The sequence below is a fragment of the Streptomyces acidicola genome, from assembly GCF_009377235.1.
In the GTDB taxonomy this organism is placed as follows: Bacteria; Actinomycetota; Actinomycetes; order Streptomycetales; family Streptomycetaceae; genus Streptomyces; species Streptomyces acidicola.
Map to the genome: position 1 here is coordinate 1 of NZ_VMNX01000200.1, position 17,611 is coordinate 17,611.

Here is a 17,611-nt window from a genome sequence, read left to right on the forward strand (position 1 = left end):
CACCGCCCCCGCCCCCTCCCACAACTCCACGGATACGACGGGTGCGACAGGTACCACAGGTTCGACAGGAGAAAAGTCCCCATGACGAGCAGCACCATCCGCGTACTGATCGCCGACGACCAGCAGATGGTCCGGCAGGGCTTCTCGGTGCTGCTCAACACCCAGCCCGACATCGACGTGGTGGGCCAGGCGGTGCACGGCCTGGACGCGGTGGCCAAGGTCGCCGAACTCGGCCCGGACATCGTCCTGATGGACATCCGCATGCCCGAACTCGGCGGCATCGAGGCCACCCGCCGCATCATCACCGAGTACCCGCACATCAAGGTCCTGGTGCTCACCACCTTCGACCTCGACGAGTACGTGTACGACGCCCTGCACGCCGGCGCGTCCGGTTTTCTGCTCAAGGACGCCTCCGCGGACCAACTCGCCGAAGCAGTACGGGTGGTGGCGGCGGGTGACGCCCTGCTGGCGCCGGGAGTCATGCGCCGCCTCATCACCGAGTTCTCCCGCCTGCGCGGATCGGCGCCCCGCTCCCCCCTGAAGGAACGCGTGGCCGACCTGACCGAGCGGGAGACCGAGGTTCTGGCGCTCATCGCCCAGGGCCTGTCCAATGCGGAGATCGCCGAGCGCCTCGTCGTCGCCGAACAGACCGTGAAGACCCACGTGGGCCGCATCCTGGTGAAGCTGGGCCTGCGCGACCGCACCCAGGCGGCGGTGTTCGCGTACGAGTCGGGACTGGTGCGGCCGTCGGGGTACTGACGGGCGGCGGCCGGGACCTGGGGACACCTGTGGACCTGGGGATGCCCGTGAACCCAGGGTTGCCCGTGGACCTTGGGATACGCGTAGTACCTGAGAGGGACCCCGAAGGACCCATCTCACTGGTGACGACCGCGACTCGGTACGGCGCCTACCGTTTGGAACGTGACCGAGACGACTCATACGCAGCCGATGCCCCCGAAGGGCACAGCCAAGTCGCGCAGCCCGGAGTTCCGGCTGGCGGAGGACGCCCTGCGCGGGCTGCGGCAGGACCTGTTCCACGACGCGTTCGCGTACCGCCCGCTGCCGCGCATGAGCATGGATGGCCGGTTCACCCGGCGTCTGAGTCCCCGCCTGAGGGAGTACGCGGTCTGGGTCCCGCATGCCGCTGTACTCATGGGTGCCCTGTGGGCGACGCTCATCTCCGCGTCCGTCAACGACAGCGGCGGGTTCGGCTCGCTGGTGATTTTCCTGCTCGCCGTGGGCCCGATCCTGCTGACGCTGTTCCGGCCCGTGGGTGCCTTCTGGTGCTCCATGGCGGCGACTCCGGTCACCGCCACGTTCGGCGACAGCTGGAGCGACTGGCCGTGGCAGACGGGCAGTTTCGCCAGCCACCTGGTGGTGCTGACGGTCGTGGCGCTGCGCACGCGACCGCGCACGGCAGCGTGGATGTGGGCGTTGACGGGGACGTACGGATTCGTGGTCGAATCGCTCTTCGGCGCGGGCCGCTACTCGTCGAACACGGGACCGCTGCTGACCATCTCCGCGTTCGTCCTGCTCGGCGTCACCCTCTTCCACATACGCCGTGCCGCCCAGCGGGAGGTGACCGCCCAGCAGACGGTGACCGCGCACGAGCGCTCCAAGCGCACCCTGCTGGAGGAGCGCACGACGATCGCCCGGGAGCTGCACGACGTGGTGGCGCACCACATGTCGGTGGTCGCGATCCAGGCGGAGGCGGCACCGTACCGCGTGGAGAACCCGCCACCGGAGCTGGAGCAGGCCTTCGCCACGATTCGGGAGAACGCGGTCGCGGCGCTCACCGAGCTCCGCCGCGTCCTCGGCGTCGTCCGCGCGGAGGACTACGAGGCACCGGACGCCCCGCAGCCCACCCTCGCCGACATCGACGCCCTGCTCACCAACGTGCGGGACACCGGCCTGACCGTGGAGAAGGTGGTCACGGGAGCCGTCCGTGAACTCCCGCAGGGCATAGAGCTGTCCGCGTACCGAATAGCCCAGGAGGCGCTCAGCAACACCCTGCGGCACGCACCGGGCGCCACCGCGCGCGTCGAGATCGGCTACGTGCTGGGCGGCCTCGGACTGCGCATCGTCAACGGCCCGCCGACCGGCCTCGTGAAACCGTCCCCGGGCGCGGGACACGGCATCACGGGTATGCGCGAGCGCGTCACGATGCTGAACGGCGAGATGACGACGGGCGAGACGGACGACGGAGGCTACGAGGTGACGGTGTTCCTGCCGGTCCCGCTGACGGACGGCCCCGAATGACGGCCGGCACGAGCGATACCGGGGGCGTGAGCGGTGCTGTTACCGGCTCGGGCTCTGGCTCTGGCTCCGGCTCCGATTCTGGTGACGGTCCCATCCGTGTGCTGATCGCCGACGACCAGATGATGGTCCGCGAGGGCTTCTCGGTGCTGCTGGGCGCGATGCCGGACATCGAGGTGGTCGGCGAGGCGGTCAACGGGCGGGAGGCGATCGACCGGGTCCGCGAACTCTCCCCGGACGTCGTCCTGATGGACATACGCATGCCCGAGCTGAACGGCATCGAGGCGACCCGGGAGATCGTGGCGGCGAACAGCACGGCGAAGGTGCTGGTGCTGACGACGTTCGATCTCGACGAGTACGTGTACCAGGCGCTGCGGGCGGGAGCCTCGGGCTTCCTCCTCAAGGACGCCTCGGCACGCCAACTCGCCGAGGGCGTAAGGGTGGTGGCGTCCGGTGAGGCCCTGCTGGCGCCGTCGGTGACGAAGCGGCTGATCACGGAGTTCTCCCGGCTTGTCCAGGCGCCCCGCCTCCCGCCCTCCGCCCAGGCGGCCTACGGGGACCTGACGGAGCGCGAGACGGAGGTTCTGGTCCTCATCGCCCAGGGCCTGTCCAACGCGGAGATCGCCGAGCGCCTGTTCGTCGCCGAGTCCACCATCAAGACCCACGTCAGCCGCATCCTCGTGAAGCTGGGCCTCCGGGACCGCACGCAGGCGGCGGTGTTCGCGTACGAGGCGAAGCTGGTGACGCCGGGCTGACGGACTAATGGGCCGGCAGGCAGGAGACAGGACAGGGCTACGCTGCGCAGGCAGGACATGTCAACGACAACGGGGGTCGCGCATGAGCGGTACGGGTACGGTCACGGCGGTCAGCAGCAACGGCGAGTACTCGTTCACGAAGATCAACCGGGCAGGCATCCGGCTGCTCGCCGGGCTCGGGGTGGAGGGGGACGTGCACGCCGGCGTCACGGTGAAGCACCGCTCGCGGGTCGCGCAGGATCCCACCCAGCCGAACCTGCGGCAGGTCCATCTCATACACGAGGAGCTCTTCGCCGAGGTCGGCGGCGCGGGGTTCGCGGTGAAGCCCGGTGACCTGGGCGAGAACATCACGACCAGCGGCATCGACCTGCTCGGCCTGCCGACCGGTGCGCTGCTGCTCATCGGGGAAGAGGCGGTCGTGGAGGTCACCGGCCTGCGCAACCCGTGTGTGCAGATCGACGGCTTCCAGGACGGACTGCTGAAGCAGGTCGTCTTCCGCGACGAGGCCGGGAGCCTCATACGCAAGGCGGGCATCATGAGCGTCGTCCGTGTGGGCGGTGTGGTGCGCCCCGGGGACACGATCACGGTGGAGCTCCCGGACGGCCCGCACCGTCCCCTGGACCGGGTGTGATCCGTCAGCCCGTCCGGCAGCGGTGAGGGGACACGGCCATCGACGGGGACACCCCTGTTCAGGTGAGACCCCCCTGTTCAGGCGAGGGCGCCGCAGGTTAGCGTCCCTGCATGACAGCCCGTTCCGACAGCGTTCTCGCCTTTGACCCGTGGGACCCCGGGTTCGTCGCCGACCCGTATCCCGCGTACGCGGAGCTGCGGGCGCTGGGCCGGGTCCACTTCTACGAGCCGACCAACCAGTGGCTGGTGCCGCACCACGCGGACGTGTCGGCGCTGCTCAGGGACCGGCGGCTGGGGCGGACGTACCAGCACCGGTTCACGCACGAGGACTTCGGGCGGACGGCGCCGCCGGCGGAGCACGAGCCGTTCCACACGCTGAACGACCACGGGATGCTCGACCTGGAGCCGCCGGACCACACGCGGATCAGGCGGCTGGTATCGAAGGCGTTCACGCCGCGGACCGTGGAGCAGCTGGGGTCCTATGTGCGGAGGCTGGCGGAGGAACTCGTGGACGGGCTGGTCGCGTCCGGCGGTGGGGATCTGCTGACCGATGTGGCCGAGCCGCTCCCGGTCGCTGTGATCGCCGAAATGCTGGGCATCCCGGAGTCGGACCGGGCGCAGCTGCGGCCGTGGTCGGCGGACATCTGTGGGATGTACGAGCTGAATCCGTCGCAGGAGACGGCACGGAAGGCGGTGCGGGCGTCGGTCGAGTTCTCGGAGTATCTGCGGGAGCTGATCGGGGCGCGGCGTGAGGAGCCGGGGGAGGACCTGATCTCCGGGCTGATCGCCGCGTACGACGAGGGTGACCGGCTGACCGAGCAGGAGATGATCTCCACCTGCGTGCTGCTGCTGAACGCGGGGCACGAGGCGACGGTCAACGCGACGGTGAACGGCTGGTGGGCGCTGTTCCAGCACCCGGAGCAGCTGGCGGCTCTGCGCGCGGACCGTTCGCTGGTGCCCACGGCGGTGGAGGAGCTGATGCGGTACGACACTCCGCTGCAGCTGTTCGAGCGGTGGGTGCTGGACGAGATCGAGATCGACGGGACGACCGTGCCGCGTGGTGCGGAGATCGCCATGCTCTTCGGTTCCGCCAACCACGACCCGGCCGTCTTCGCCGACCCCGGCAAGCTGGATCTGGGCCGCAAGGACAACCCGCACATCTCCTTCAGCGCGGGCATCCACTACTGTATCGGCGCGCCCCTGGCCCGGATCGAACTGGCCGCGTCCCTGACCGCGTTGCTCGACCGCGCCCCGGGCCTCCGCCTCGCGGAGGAACCGAAGCGGAAGCCGAACTTCGTGATCCGGGGTCTCGAAGGGCTCAGCGTCGAGATCTGACCCGGCGTACGAGGACGCGGTGGATGAGGGCCCAGAGACCCAGGGCCGTGGCTGTCCCACCGAGGACCATCAGCGGTAGCTCGGCGTAGAGGACGCTCCAGTCGGGGCTCTGTTCGAAGCGCCGGAGCCGCCCGTCGACGCCGACGGACCACACCGCGAGTCCGGCGCCCGCACCGACGGCCGCGGTCAGACATCCGCCGGCGGCCTGCATGCGTTCTCCCATACCGATCATGGACGCATGCGGGCCGCCGGAGGTTCCGGACGAGCCGCGCGGCGCCGACCCGCGCGGCGCCGATCCGCGGTCGGGGCGCCCGTTCGCCTCGCGACCGGGCCAAGCCAGGCCAGGCCAGGTCACGTCGGGCCTGGCCAGGCCAGGCCAGTTCAGGTCGTGAGGTCCCGGCGCCTCAGTGCCCCCAGGCCCCCCGCCACCAGAGCGGCGGCGATGGCCGTGAGGAGCAGTACCGGGCCCCACTCCATCTCCCCGCCCGGCAGCTTCGGCAGGTGTCCGAAGGGCGACACGTCCAGCACGGCCTGCGGAACGTTCAGCGCGGGCCCGATCCAGCCGATCAGCAGCACCGCCCCGGCCACCGCCCATGCGGCCACGGCCGCCCGCGGCAGCAGCCCGTGCAGCAGTACCGCCACTCCGCCGATGACCCACACCGCGGGCAGCTGCACCAGACAGGCCCCCAGGATCGGCCCGAACTCCTTGCCGTAGCCGATCGCGAAGCCCAGTCCGGCCAGCAGCATGATCAGCGCGGTTCCCCCGAAGGCGACGACCAGGTGACCCGCGGCCCAGCGCAGTCGTCCCACGGCGTTCGCCAGGACCGGTTCCGCCCGCCCCGACGTCTCCTCGCCGTTCAGGCGCAGCACGGAGGAGACGATGTACAGCGCGGCGATCAGCCCCAGCATGCCGATCATCGCGGCCAGGAACGCGTTCGTCAGCCCGGACTGGCCGCCCATCCGCTCGAAGATCTCGCGGGCATTGGCGTTGTCGCCGACCAGGTCGGCCGCGCCCTCGGTCAGTCCGCCGTAGACGACGCCGGTGAGGAAGAAGCCGATGCTCCAGCCCAGCACGCTGCCGCGCTGCAGCCGCCAGGCCAGGGCGCCCGCCGTGCTCAGGCGGCCGTTCGCCGGTCCCGGCCGTGTGGGCAGGAAACTCATGCCCACGTCCCGGCGACCGGCCAGTTCGTACGCCACCGCGCCCTGGAGCAGGATCGCCGCGGCGAACAGCAGCAGTACCCACCAGCGTTCGTCCGCGAAGGCGCGGAGGTTCTCCAGCCAGCCGAGTGGGGACAGCCAGGTGAGGACCGAGGAGCCGTCGTCCTTCGCCGAGTCGCCGGCCGCCCGCAGCACGAACGCCGCGCCCAGCACGGCCGCCGTCAGTCCGCGAGCCAGCCGTGCGCTCTCCGTCAGCTGGGCGATGATCGCCGCCATCGTGGCGAAGACCATGCCGACGCCCGCGATACCGAGGCCGAGGGCGAGGGCACCGGCCCCGCCCTGGCCCGCGAGCCCCCCGACGAGCAGCAGGGCGAGGACGCCGTTCGCCACGGCCGCCGCCAGCAGCGCCGCCGTCAGCGGGGCGCGCCGGCCCACCGCACCCGACGAGACCATCTCCTGGCGGCCGCTCTCCTCCTCGTCCCGGGTGTGCCGGACGACGACGATCAGGCTCATGACGGCCGCGAGCGCTCCGGCGTAGATGCCCGCGCGCCAGGCGGTGAGTGCGCCGAGGGAGTCGCCGAACACCGGGCCGATCAGCGCGCGCAGCGAGGCGTTGGTCTCCATCTGCCGGATCAGGTCGGCGCGTTCGGCAGCGGTGCCGTACAGGCCCTTGAGCGTGTTCGGCATGGACAGCACCATCAGTGCGTTCACGGCGATCCACACCGGCAGCATCACGCGGTCGCGGCGCAGCGCGAACCGCAGCAGGGTGCCCGAACCCGCGAGCTGGCGCGACCCCCCGGTCCGGGGCGCGTACGCGGACGTGGCTGACGCGGCGCTCATCGGACCATCGCCCCTTCAGCCCCCTCGGCCCCCGGAGCACCCGCTGCACCCTTGGCACCCTCGGACGCCGACTCCTCGTCCTGGTAGTGCCGAAGGAACAGTTCCTCCAGCGTCGGCGGGGTCGAGGTCAGCGACCGTACGCCGGACTCGCTGAGCGAGCGCAGCACCGCGTCCAGCTTGTCCGTGTCGACCTGGAGGCGCACCCGCAGTCCCTGTACGTCGAGATCGTGCACGCCCGGCAGATGGGACAACCCGTTGGGCGGGCCCGCGAGTTCGGCCGTGACGCTCGTCCGGGTCAGATGGCGCAGGTCGGCCAGCGAACCGCTTTCCACCGTCCGGCCCTTGCGGATGATGCTGACGCGGTCGCACAGCTCCTCGACCTCGCTGAGGATGTGCGAGGAGAGCAGGACGGTCCGCCCCCGGTCGCGTTCCTCCTCGACGCACGTCTGGAAGACCTCCTCCATCAGCGGGTCCAGGCCCGATGTCGGCTCGTCCAGGATCAGCAGGTCGACGTCCGAGGCGAAGGCGGCGACGAGGGCGACCTTCTGGCGGTTGCCCTTCGAGTACGTGCGCCCCTTCTTCGTCGGGTCCAGCTCGAACCGCTCGATCAGCTTCGCGCGCCGTTCCCGGTCGAGGCCGCCCGCCCGTCGCCCACCACCACCCTGCCTGACGCGCTTCGCGCGGCCCCCATCATGCAGCCGTCCGTAGAGGTCGATGACCTCGCCGCCGGAGAGGTTGCGCCACAGGGTCACGTCCCCGGGGACGTATGCGACCCGGCGGTGCAGGTCCACCGCGTCGGCCCAGGGGTCGCGGCCCAGTACCTGTGCGGCGCCCGAGTCGGCGCGGAGCAGGCCCAGCAGGACGCGGATGGTGGTGGACTTCCCGGCGCCGTTCGGGCCGAGGAAGCCGTGCACCTCACCGGTCTCGACGTCCAGGTCGAGGCCGTCCAGCGCGTGCGTCCGCCCGAACGACTTGTGCAGTCCGGAGACGGTGATTGCCTTCGTCATGATTCTGAAGGTACGGTACTTTCACAAAATTGTGAAGTTAAGGAAGCGTATAAATCGCGGATAGACTCGATGGTGGTAACAGAGGCCAACAGCGGCCAGAGGCCCACAGCGGCCAGGGGAGACGATCAGGCGATGACGGACGGGATGGATGTGACGGGGGCGCAGGCAGGGCGAGCCGAGAACGCGAGCGCGGACGTGCGGGCCGAGGCGGGCGCGTCCCCGAACGCGTCCCCGAACGCGGGCCCCGGTCCGGCCCGGAACACGACCGTCACCCCGGGCCAAGGCCCCGACGGCGACCCGGAGCCCAGCCGGGACCCCGAGGCGGTCTCACGGTTCGTCGAGCGGTTCGCCGCGCAGCTCACCGAGGCGGGGATGCCGCGGATGCCCTCGCGGGTGTTCGCGGCACTGCTCGCCTCGGACACCGGAGGGCTGTCCTCCGCCGAGCTCGGCGAGCAGCTCCAGATCAGCCCGGCCGCCGTCTCCGGCGCGGTCCGCTACCTCGCGCAGCAGCACATGGTCTCGCGCGAGCGTGAGCCCGGCTCGCGCCGCGACCTCTACCGCATGCACAGCGACCAGTGGTACGAGGTGCTCGCCAACCGCGACGGAGTCATCAAACGATGGGAGGACGCCCTGCGCGAGGGTGTCGAGAACCTCGGCCCCGCCACCCCGGCCGGCCGGCGCATCGCGGAGACGCTCGCCTTCTTCGTGTTCGTCGAAACGGAGTACGCCGGGATGATGGAGCGCTGGCGTGTCCACCGCGCCGAACTCTTCGGCGAGGGCTGAGACCCACTGGACCCACTGAGCCCCGGAACAGCCCGGAGCAGCCCTGGAACGGCTCACCGACGAGGAGCGCCACGAGGAGCGCCACGGAGAGCGGCACCCGTCCGGCCCGCCCTGTACACCCCGGCGAGGTGCTTCTGGAGACGGGCGTGCCGGAACTGGTACACGGCGCCCGCCTGACGCAGTACGTCCCGCTTGCAGGCGTCGTCCAGGAAGGCGACCAGCCGCCACGGCAGCCGTCCCGTCAAGGGGAGCCAGATCCGGGCCAGAGCCACCCACTGACCCCACGCGGTCAGACAGAACCCATAGCCGAACCCGGCACCGAACGCGGCCTCGAGGCCGAACGCGAGCCCGAGTTGGAGGCTGCGAAGGGGAGTCTCGGTGAAGGTGGCACCCAGCCCCGCGACGAGTCCGAACACGAGCGCCCAGATGAGGATCTGGGAGACCACGTTCGCCCGGTTCTGTCGCAACAGGTCGGCGCAGCTGACGGACTCCTTCACATCGATCGAGGTTTCCGCCCACGCCACGAGCGCCAGCGCGATTCCCGTCGAGAGCCCGACGGTGAGCGGGAACTGCGCCGCGGCCACGAGCCCGCCCCCGAGCCCGTCGTCGAGCCCGAGCGGGGGCAGGAGAAGCCTGTCGATGAGCAGGATGGCGAGCGCGATCCCCAACCCGAGCAGGGTTCCCAGCGCCGCCTTGTGGTAGACCCCCTCGCCCGGGTCCTTCTCACCGCCGAAGGGACGGACCTGTACAGGACGCGGCTTCAGTATCTCGGTGCCGTCGGCACGCCGGTAGATGTAGCCGAGCGCCACCCCGAACACGAGTCCGTGCAGCAGCCCCACGACCACGCCGCGCCGGATCGCGAACCCGAGTCCGTGTGAGGTGGCGATCAGGTTCACGGGAATGTTCCCGACCGCCGTGGTGAGCCCGAAGGACAGCCCCGCCAGGAACGAGACCACCGCGGTACGCGCCCGAAGACTCATCGACATGCCGAGCTTCCACCACTCCAGGTCGGGTCCGCCGCTGCGGTCCAGATGATCGGAGAGGTACCCGAGCCAGCGCTGGGCCCGCTGCGGGGTCCAGTTCCGGGGAGGCGCGGTGTCCGCGGCGCGGGGGTCCCGCCGGTAGGCCGACGGGACGAAGCTGCTCAGCAGGTGCTCCTCGATGTCCGTCCGGGTGCCGAACCGGTCGGTGTCCAGCAGATCCAGGGGCCGCCTCGGCCCGCCGCGCCCGCTTCCGTCCGCCGTGCTCGCCCGCTCGCCGTAGACGTCCCGGACAAGGGAGACCATGAGGGGCGTGCCCAGCACCTCGCGGAGGTTCTCGTTGGCCGGGACATGAGGCTGGTCGTACAACTCGGCCATCACGTGCTCCCATTCGGGCCGCGCGGCCGTGGCGCTGCCGAGGACCAGATACTCCTTCGACTCGTCCGGGTCGAGAGCGGTCAGTACGATCGCGGCGGCGCGCTTCAGGGCTCTGGTTCCCCGTGCCACGGAGGCGTACGTGGCGGTACGGCTCGTCAGGACCAACGGCATGGTCGTTTCGGAGAGTTGTTCCAGCGCCTTGGCCTGCAGACCTTCGGCGATCTCGTCGAAGCCGTCCAGGACGGGCAGGATCAGCTTTCTGTCGACCAGCGCGGCGGCGATCGTCCTCCCGTCGGCGGTGACCGCGTCCATGCCCGATGTGTCACGGCTCAGCCGGTTGCCCATCCAGGCCTCCAGCGTGTCGGCCTCGGGGTCCCACGAGCCCAGGCTGAAGATCTCCGGGACGGGCTCGCCGGGTGTGCGGGTGTCCAGCAGATCCAGTACGAGCCGCAGGCCCAGACTGGTCTTTCCCGAGCCGGCTTCGCCCGCCACCACGAGGCGGCGGGTGGGGATCGCCCGGTACACCTGGGCGATTTGTGCCAGCTCACCGTCCAGATCCAAGGGAGCGGTCCGTTCGAGTGGACGGCCGCGGATGAGCTCCCAGTGGTCCATCGGAATCTTGTCGCGGTGGTCCTCCGGGATCCTGTCCGCCGTCGTCCAGCGCACGGGCAGAAGCTTCGGGTCCTTGAGTCTTCGCCGTGTCTCCTCACGCTCCCAGCGTTTGTGGACCTCGTCGGCGAGCTTCTCGGCGGCCTCGGCGATGTCGTCCTGGTCGCCGGGCGGTGCCTGCTCGGCCCCGGACGGCTCAGCCGCTGGGTTGTTGATGATCAGCCTGTCGATCCGGTCAACCTGGAGCATCGCCCCGTGAACAGTGCCGCCGCTCATCTCGTTGTGCACCTGGGGCTCGGACGACTCGTCGTCCTCGCCGTCGGGCTCGGGAGCCTCGCCGTCACGGGACACGTCATCCATCCCGGTCCTCCGCGCGCCGGCGCCTGACCCACCAGACGCACCCCAGCGCGGCGGCACCCACACCCACGGCGGCGGCGACCGCCGCGACCGCACGCGGCGGGGCCGCGAAGCCCGTACCGCCGGTCTCGGAGGCGGCGGGGGAAGTGGCCGGGGAGTCGGTGCCGGGGGCGCCGGAGTAGGCCGGCGGCGTGCCGCTCGATGTGCCCGAGGGAGTCGCGCTCGCCCCGTCAGGCACGATCGTGACGGACGCCAGAAAGCCGTCCTGCCCGGAGTTCAGGTCACACGGCGCATCGATCTTGCCCGCCCGCGACTCGTCGCCGTCCGAGCCCCGTAGGACGAGATGCAGGTCGATCTTGCCGACGGTGACTTTCGCAGGTCCCGGCCGGCTGGGGACGAGCGACGGCAGGGTCCCGTTCGCCGGAACGGTCAGCGGGCCGGACTCCGGTAGATCGGTCCTGGGCACCTTGAGCGGCATGTCGACGGGGATGTCGCCCTGCGGCGCGGCGACAACGGCGCTCACGTTCGCCGTGCCCTCGACGGTGTCCGCACCGGCGAACCGCAGGGCTCTGGTGACGTTGGGGCCCACCGTCGCCGAGGTGCTGATGGGCGACCGGGACGTGGCCTGGCCGACCACGTACGAGTCGGGGGCGGTCCACGCGACCGATCCCGTCATCGGCTCGTTGCCGATCAGCGGGAACGAGCACGTGTACTTCAGCGTGCGCGGAACCGGGTCCGCCACCGCGGAGCCGGCTCCGAAGAGACCGCCGCTTCCTGTGAGTGTCACTGCCGTGACCACGCGGAGCACAGGGATCGCCGTGCGCCTGCGTAAGTCAGAGGTTGGAGATCCCATGACCATGCTTCACACCTTACGGAGACATGTCACAGATCACAGTCAAAACGTTCGGACCCTTACGGCTCCTACGCATCCTGTACCGCTCCTTCGTCTCCTCGAGGGCGCCTTCCGCTCACCCCGGCAACGTGAGCCCCCAGGCCCCCTCCCGCACGGTCCACGTCCGCGTCCGCACCGGCCCGGTCACCACCGAGTCGGCCCGGTAGCGGAAGGTCGGCCCGGACACCGTCACCCGGTGGCCGACAGCCCGCAGCGGCTCGGCCTCCGCGCCCGCCGGCACCGGCCGTACCTCCACCGTCGCTCCGCCCCCGTTCGGCGCCACCGACACCGCCTCCACCGGCTGGTCGAGGTCGACGAGCGTCACCCCGTCGACCTCCACTCGCAGCCGGGACGGTTCGGGTGCCGCCGGGGAGGCGAGCCGTGGCGGGCGCGTCGCCAGCGTCCGTACGAAGGACTGGCAGGTCCGCAGCCACGAGGAGGGGACCCCGGAACCCGCAGAGCCACCGGATGCCGTTGATGCCGCCGAGTCGCCGGGACTCGCGGAACCCTCGCCCTCGGTCACCGTGAGCGCGGCCGGTATCGACGGTATCGACGGTATGCCCACCGCCCCCAGCACCACCCCGTCGCTGTCGTCCACCAGCAGGTCGAGCCACCGCTCGGCCCCGTCCAGAGCGGCGCGGGCCGCGGCCACGGTGCCCGTGGGCACCCCGAGCGACCGCGCCAGCACCCCGGCGCCCCCCACCGGCACCAGCGACAGCGCGCACGCGGCCAGCTCCCGCTGACGGTGCAGCAAGGACACGGCCCGCAGCAGGGCGCGGTCGTCGCCGACCACCACCGGCCGCCGCGAACCGCGCCGCTCCAGCGCCCGCGCGAACTCCTCCGGCCCCTGAGGGAGGCAGACCTTCGTACTCGCCGCACCCGCGCTGAGCACGTCTTTCGCGATCCGTACCGACTCACTGTCCGTGTGACGGGCCAGGGGGTCGATGACCACCAGGAGCTGGTCGGAAGTCGCCACCTCGGTCATGCCTCGCTTCCTCGGGTAGCATCTTTGTGCAAGAGCCCCTTGCGCCATATCGCCAGGGGCTTCGTCTATTCCGGGGCATCCGGGTCCGACAGGGAGCGGCCAGGGACGGCCGCGGGCGTACACGGCACACACGGTGTCCCGTACGCCCCTGACCTTGGGCATGCCCCGCCCGGAAGGGGTGTACGCGCGTGCCCGCACTTGTGCTGCTCGGTGCTCAGTGGGGTGACGAGGGCAAGGGAAAGGCCACCGACCTGCTCGGCGGCTCGGTGGACTACGTAGTGCGCTACCAGGGCGGCAACAACGCCGGCCACACGGTGGTCGTCGGTGACCAGAAGTATGCACTCCACCTTCTCCCTTCCGGAATCCTGTCGCCCGGCTGCACGCCGGTCATCGGCAATGGTGTCGTCGTCGACCCGTCGGTCCTGCTCTCCGAGCTGAGCGGTCTGAACGAGCGCGGCGTCGACACGTCCAAGCTCCTGATCAGCGGCAACGCACACATCATCACGCCCTACAACGTCACCGTCGACAAGGTGACGGAACGCTTCCTCGGCAAGCGCAAGATCGGTACGACCGGGCGCGGCATCGGCCCGACCTACGCCGACAAGATCAACCGCGTGGGCATCCGCGTCCAGGACCTGTACGACGAGTCGATCCTGACGCAGAAGGTCGAGGCGGCCCTCGACGTCAAGAACCAGGTCCTCACCAAGCTCTACAACCGCCGCGCGATCGCCGTCGGCCAGGTCGTCGAGGAACTGCTGGGCTACGCGGCGCAGATCGAGCGGTACGTCGCCGACACCGTCCTGGTCCTCAACCAGGCGCTCGACGACGACAAGGTGGTGCTCTTCGAGGGCGGCCAGGGCACCCTCCTGGACATCGACCACGGCACGTACCCCTTCGTCACCTCCTCGAACCCGACCGCGGGCGGTGCCTGCACGGGTGCGGGCGTAGGCCCGACCAAGATCAGCCGCGTCATCGGCATCCTCAAGGCGTACACGACCCGCGTCGGCGCCGGCCCGTTCCCCACCGAACTCTTCGACGAGGACGGCGAGGCGCTGCGCCGCATCGGCGGCGAGCGGGGTGTGACGACCGGCCGTGACCGCCGCTGCGGCTGGTTCGACGCGGTGATCGCGCGCTACGCGACCCGGGTCAACGGCCTGACGGACTTCTTCCTCACCAAGCTCGACGTCCTCACCGGCTGGGAGCAGATCCCGGTCTGCGTCGCGTACGAGATCGACGGCAAGCGCGTCGAGGAACTCCCGTACTCCCAGACGGACTTCCACCACGCCAAGCCCGTCTACGAGACCCTGCCGGGCTGGTCCGAGGACATCACGAAGGCGAAGTCCTTCTCCGACCTCCCGAAGAACGCCCAGAACTACGTCAAGGCCCTGGAGGAGATGTCCGGCGCCCCGATCTCCGCGATCGGCGTGGGCCCCGGGCGGGACGAGACGATCGAGATCAACTCGTTCCTGTAGGTTCGGCCGTTCCGCGTCAATCGGGCGTTTATGCCTCTTTGGTATCCCTGGTCTCATGGGCACTCAACCATCCAGGGGGAGACTGGTGGATGCCGCCGGAGCGACGGACACCGCGAATGAGACCACGCACGGGATCACGCACGAGAACGATGTGGTCCTGGGCCCGGAGGCATGGGCTGAGGCGCTGACCAAGCTGTACGGGCCGGTCAGCGCCTCAGCCGTACAGGAGAAGCCGTTCCGCGCGATGCTGCGGGCGAGGGAGCTGGGGGCGGTTCGGGTCTCCGCGGTGCACTGCCCCGCCGCGGAACTGCGGGACGCCGGTCCGTGCGACGGACGCGCTGCCCGGTATCACCTCGCGCTGGTGCTGGTCGGCGAGCTGGCCCTCGAACAGGCCGGTCGGACCGCGTGGGCCAGATCCGGCGGGCTCGTCCTGCTCGACACGGGTCGTCAGTTCCGGATGCGGCTGGTCGCGCCGTGGAACACGGTGGTCACCGCCCATCTCTCCCGCAGCTTGCCGGACTTGGCACCGGAGGTTCTCGGCCGGCTCACGGCCCGCGAGTTATCGGGCAGAGAGCAACTCGCCGCGATGGCCGCCGGGTTCCTCGCGCGCCTGGCGCGGGACACGACCCCTTACCGGCCCTGCGACGAGGTACGGCTGGGCGCCATGGTGACCGAGTTGGTGCGGATGCTGACCGACCACGGGCTCGGCGACGAGGCTCAGGCACCCGCAGAACACGCTCTGGTCATGCTGCGCCGCATCCAGAGGTATGTCCTGCACCATCTCGGGGACAGCCGGCTGACGCCGGACCGTGTCGCCGCGGCGCACCACATCTCCACCCGCTATCTGCACCGGCTCTTCCAGCGGCAGGGGCTCACCGTCGCCGCCTGGATCAAGGCCCAACGCCTGGAGCGGTGCCGACGTGACCTGACCGACCCGCGCCTGCGCCACCTGCCCGTGCACGTCATCGCCGCCCGCTGGGGCTTCGACCGGGCGGCCGACTTCAGCCGGGCGTTCCGCGTCGCGTACGGCGTCACGCCCACGGGCCTGCGCGCGGGCGCCTGCGAACCAACGGCGGGAGTGCGCTCACTGACAACGAACAGTGCGCGCAACGCTAACGACGAGCATGCGTCGCCTCAGCACACTCACCGGTAAGAAAAGGCGCGGCTCGTCGCGGGACGCGCCACGTAACTCGGGGGAAACCGGGGAAACAGCATGACTGAAAGCGAAGCGCAGTTGACTGCGGCGGCCGAACAGAGGCCGGTGGAGCCGCGCGGTGGTGCCGGGTTGTTCGACATCGACCCGGACCAGGGTGGGGTGAGCCAGGACCCGAACGCCGTCGTCAAGGGGGACCTCGACGTCTTCCCCGAGAACGGGGAGGTGTGACATGGGGTCCGTGGCAGGGATGCTGGCGCAGATGCGCAAGCTGCTGGGCACCGGTGAGAACCCGCCCGGCTCGAACCGCAACCACATCACCCGGTGGTACGGCATGACCGGCCCGTGGTGCGACATGACCGTCAGCTACGCCGCCGCCCACTCCGACAACCTGAGTGCGGTCTGCGGCAAGTTCGCGTACACGGTCGCGCACGCGCAGGCGTTCCAGAAGCGGGGGCGCTGGCACTACGGGCTCGGTGGCATCCGCCCGGGCGATGTCGTCTTCTTCGACTGGAGCGGAAGCCGGTCCATCGGGGCCATCGACCACGTCGGCGTGGTGGAGGCCGTGCACTCGGGCGGCACCATCACCACCATCGAGGGCAACACCAGCGACCAGTGCCTGCGACGACGCCGCAACTCCAGCACCATCGTGGGCTACGGCCGCCCCGGCTACGGGGATGCCAAGCCCATGCCGCCGTCGGACGGCATCCTGCGCAAGGGCTCCAAGGGCCCCGCGGTGAAGACGCTCCAGCAGAACCTCAACAAGGTCCTGGGGACGAAACTGGCGGTTGACGGGGACTTCGGTACCGCCACCGACAAGGCGGTGCGGGACTTCCAGAAGAAGTACGGGCTGACGGTCGACGGCCAGTACGGGCCGGCGTCGGCGGTGGTGATGAAGGCCGCGCTCAAGGGAGGCACCAAGCCGCAGCCGCCGGCACCGCGCCCGCCCGCGACCGGAAAGCTGGCCGTCGACGGCAAGTTCGGGCCCGCGACCTGTGCCGCGATGCAGCGCGCACTCAACAGGCACGGCGCGAAGCTGGCCGTGGACGGTTCCTTCGGGCCGCTGACGAAGAAGGCCCTGCAGAGCTATCTGAAGGTGACCGCGGACGGCGTCGTTGGCCCGAACACGGTCAAGGCCCTGCAGAAGAAGCTGGGCTCGGGCGTCGACGGCCAGTGGGGCTCCGACACCACCCGACACCTCCAGCAGGCCCTCAACGCGGGCACGTTCTGAGGAAACGTGCGGGACAGCCCGTGCCCCTGGCCGTCGACATCGGCCAGGGGCACGGGCCGTTCGGAGGCGTTCATCGTCACCGGCACGGCGATGGAGCCGCCCGGGACCGCCGGAGACCGCCGGAGCTATTACCGGACGTCCTCCGACCGGCAGTCCGGGCAGGTGGCCGGGAGGTCGAGGCAGAGGTGGAGGGACAGGCTCAGCCTGTCATCGATGGACGCGCGCTCGGAGTCGGGATCGGATCGATCCGGGGATTCCGGCGGCGGGGTGAGGGCGTAGGGCAGCGCGGTCGTGAGCACAGCGAGCGTGACCGCGTCCTGCGCGGCGCCCATGGGAAGGTGCGCGGTCACGTGCCGACAGAGCCAGGACCAGGCCGTTGCGTGCCAGACGGTCGTCGGGCGCAGTACGGCGCCATGGGTGAGCTCCGGATCTGTCACGGCCATGGTCCTGACGACGGGGTGCTCCCGCAGCAGTCGCGCCGCACGCACCACGACGCGGACCGCGAGACAGCGTGGCGGCAGCGGTGGGCCCGGTACGTCACGAGCGACGTCCAGCACGTGCTTCAGCTCTGCCAGGGTGGCGTCCCGGATCAGTGCCTGGGTGCTTCTCCAGTTGCGATACAGCTGCGAGCGGTTGCACTGGGCTTGCCGAGCAATGTGTGTCACTCCGACACGACGTGGGCCGCGCTCGGCCAGGGCGCCCAGGGCCGCGCGGTACACCGTGCCCGTTCCCGGCTGCCAGACAGAGGAGGTCGTTCCACTCATGCCGGTCAGGGTGGCAGGGGTGGGAG

General features: G+C 70.4%; 17 protein-coding genes. 10 read left to right on the top strand and 7 right to left on the bottom strand.

Features of this window, described 5'->3' with window-relative positions; genetic code table 11:
* Positions 1–81: 81 nt before the first annotated feature.
* The 5 genes from FPZ41_RS35165 (at position 82) to FPZ41_RS35185 (ending at position 4,976) form a co-directional block, all read left to right on the top strand.
* Entirely contained in the window at positions 82–759 is a 678-nt protein-coding gene (locus tag FPZ41_RS35165) for a response regulator (RefSeq protein ID WP_152867637.1), read from the top strand.
* A gap of 162 nt (positions 760–921) precedes the next feature.
* Positions 922–2,259, top strand: coding sequence for a sensor histidine kinase (locus FPZ41_RS35170; protein ID WP_322621121.1), 1,338 nt, complete (start codon positions 922–924; stop codon positions 2,257–2,259).
* A gap of 98 nt (positions 2,260–2,357) precedes the next feature.
* Positions 2,358–3,011: a response regulator gene (locus tag FPZ41_RS35175; protein WP_131567796.1), complete on the top strand. Its 654-nt coding sequence runs from the start codon at positions 2,358–2,360 to the stop codon at positions 3,009–3,011.
* An 82-nt stretch (positions 3,012–3,093) separates the two neighbouring features.
* On the top strand, positions 3,094–3,642 hold the full coding sequence (locus tag FPZ41_RS35180; RefSeq protein WP_152867638.1) for an MOSC domain-containing protein: 549 nt from the start codon (positions 3,094–3,096) through the stop codon (positions 3,640–3,642).
* Between the two features lie 110 nt (positions 3,643–3,752).
* The gene (locus tag FPZ41_RS35185; RefSeq protein ID WP_152867639.1) at positions 3,753–4,976 is read left to right on the top strand and encodes a cytochrome P450; all 1,224 of its coding nucleotides are present in this window, start codon (positions 3,753–3,755) and stop codon (positions 4,974–4,976) included.
* Here the strand turns inward: FPZ41_RS35185 and FPZ41_RS35190 are convergent.
* The 3 genes from FPZ41_RS35190 to FPZ41_RS35200 all read right to left on the bottom strand — a co-directional run bounded on the left by FPZ41_RS35190 (position 4,960) and on the right by FPZ41_RS35200 (position 7,981).
* Positions 4,960–5,208, bottom strand: a complete 249-nt coding sequence (locus tag FPZ41_RS35190) for a hypothetical protein (RefSeq protein ID WP_152867640.1) — start codon at positions 5,206–5,208, stop codon at positions 4,960–4,962. The two genes, FPZ41_RS35185 and FPZ41_RS35190, sit on opposite strands and share 17 nt — an antisense overlap.
* Positions 5,209–5,357: 149 nt before the next feature.
* Positions 5,358–6,974, bottom strand: coding sequence for an ABC transporter permease (locus FPZ41_RS35195; protein WP_152867641.1), 1,617 nt, complete (start codon positions 6,972–6,974; stop codon positions 5,358–5,360).
* Positions 6,971–7,981 (bottom strand): ABC transporter ATP-binding protein, encoded by a 1,011-nt coding sequence (locus FPZ41_RS35200; RefSeq protein ID WP_152867642.1) that lies wholly within the window; start codon positions 7,979–7,981, stop codon positions 6,971–6,973. Before FPZ41_RS35200 ends, FPZ41_RS35195 begins: the two co-directional genes overlap by 4 nt.
* Before the next feature lie 195 nt (positions 7,982–8,176).
* Here FPZ41_RS35200 and FPZ41_RS35205 point away from each other — a divergent pair, with 195 nt between their 5' ends.
* A complete protein-coding gene (locus tag FPZ41_RS35205; RefSeq protein ID WP_407698859.1) occupies positions 8,177–8,764 on the top strand; it encodes a GbsR/MarR family transcriptional regulator in 588 nt (195 codons plus the stop codon).
* 53 nt (positions 8,765–8,817) lie between these two features.
* Here FPZ41_RS35205 and FPZ41_RS35210 read toward each other — a convergent pair whose 3' ends face one another.
* The 3 genes from FPZ41_RS35210 to FPZ41_RS35220 all read right to left on the bottom strand — a co-directional run bounded on the left by FPZ41_RS35210 (position 8,818) and on the right by FPZ41_RS35220 (position 12,965).
* Positions 8,818–11,091, bottom strand: coding sequence for an NACHT domain-containing protein (locus FPZ41_RS35210; protein ID WP_152867643.1), 2,274 nt, complete (start codon positions 11,089–11,091; stop codon positions 8,818–8,820).
* The gene (locus tag FPZ41_RS35215; protein ID WP_152867644.1) at positions 11,084–11,875 is read right to left on the bottom strand and encodes a DUF6801 domain-containing protein; all 792 of its coding nucleotides are present in this window, start codon (positions 11,873–11,875) and stop codon (positions 11,084–11,086) included. The genes FPZ41_RS35210 and FPZ41_RS35215 overlap by 8 nt, the downstream gene beginning before the upstream one ends.
* 181 nt (positions 11,876–12,056) lie before the next feature.
* Positions 12,057–12,965 carry a diacylglycerol kinase gene (locus FPZ41_RS35220; RefSeq protein WP_152867645.1) on the bottom strand — a complete coding sequence of 303 codons (909 nt, stop codon included), beginning with the start codon at positions 12,963–12,965 and terminating at the stop codon, positions 12,057–12,059.
* Between the two features lie 188 nt (positions 12,966–13,153).
* Between FPZ41_RS35220 and FPZ41_RS35225 the strand changes: the two genes are divergently transcribed.
* The 4 genes from FPZ41_RS35225 to FPZ41_RS35235 all read left to right on the top strand — a co-directional run bounded on the left by FPZ41_RS35225 (position 13,154) and on the right by FPZ41_RS35235 (position 16,821).
* Positions 13,154–14,437 carry an adenylosuccinate synthase gene (locus FPZ41_RS35225; RefSeq protein WP_322621122.1) on the top strand — a complete coding sequence of 428 codons (1,284 nt, stop codon included), beginning with the start codon at positions 13,154–13,156 and terminating at the stop codon, positions 14,435–14,437.
* Positions 14,438–14,522: 85 nt separating this feature from the next.
* Positions 14,523–15,590 carry a helix-turn-helix domain-containing protein gene (locus tag FPZ41_RS35230; RefSeq protein WP_194236317.1) on the top strand — a complete coding sequence of 356 codons (1,068 nt, stop codon included), beginning with the start codon at positions 14,523–14,525 and terminating at the stop codon, positions 15,588–15,590.
* Between the two features lie 60 nt (positions 15,591–15,650).
* A complete protein-coding gene (locus tag FPZ41_RS47465) occupies positions 15,651–15,821 on the top strand; it encodes a hypothetical protein (RefSeq protein WP_194236318.1) in 171 nt (56 codons plus the stop codon).
* A gap of 1 nt (position 15,822) precedes the next feature.
* On the top strand, positions 15,823–16,821 hold the full coding sequence (locus FPZ41_RS35235; RefSeq protein WP_152867647.1) for a peptidoglycan-binding protein: 999 nt from the start codon (positions 15,823–15,825) through the stop codon (positions 16,819–16,821).
* Positions 16,822–16,949: 128 nt separating this feature from the next.
* On the opposite strand, the gene FPZ41_RS35240 is transcribed toward FPZ41_RS35235, so the two are convergent.
* Positions 16,950–17,611 (bottom strand): TetR/AcrR family transcriptional regulator (locus tag FPZ41_RS35240; RefSeq protein ID WP_228023182.1); only part of this gene is annotated, 662 nt, incomplete at its 5' end.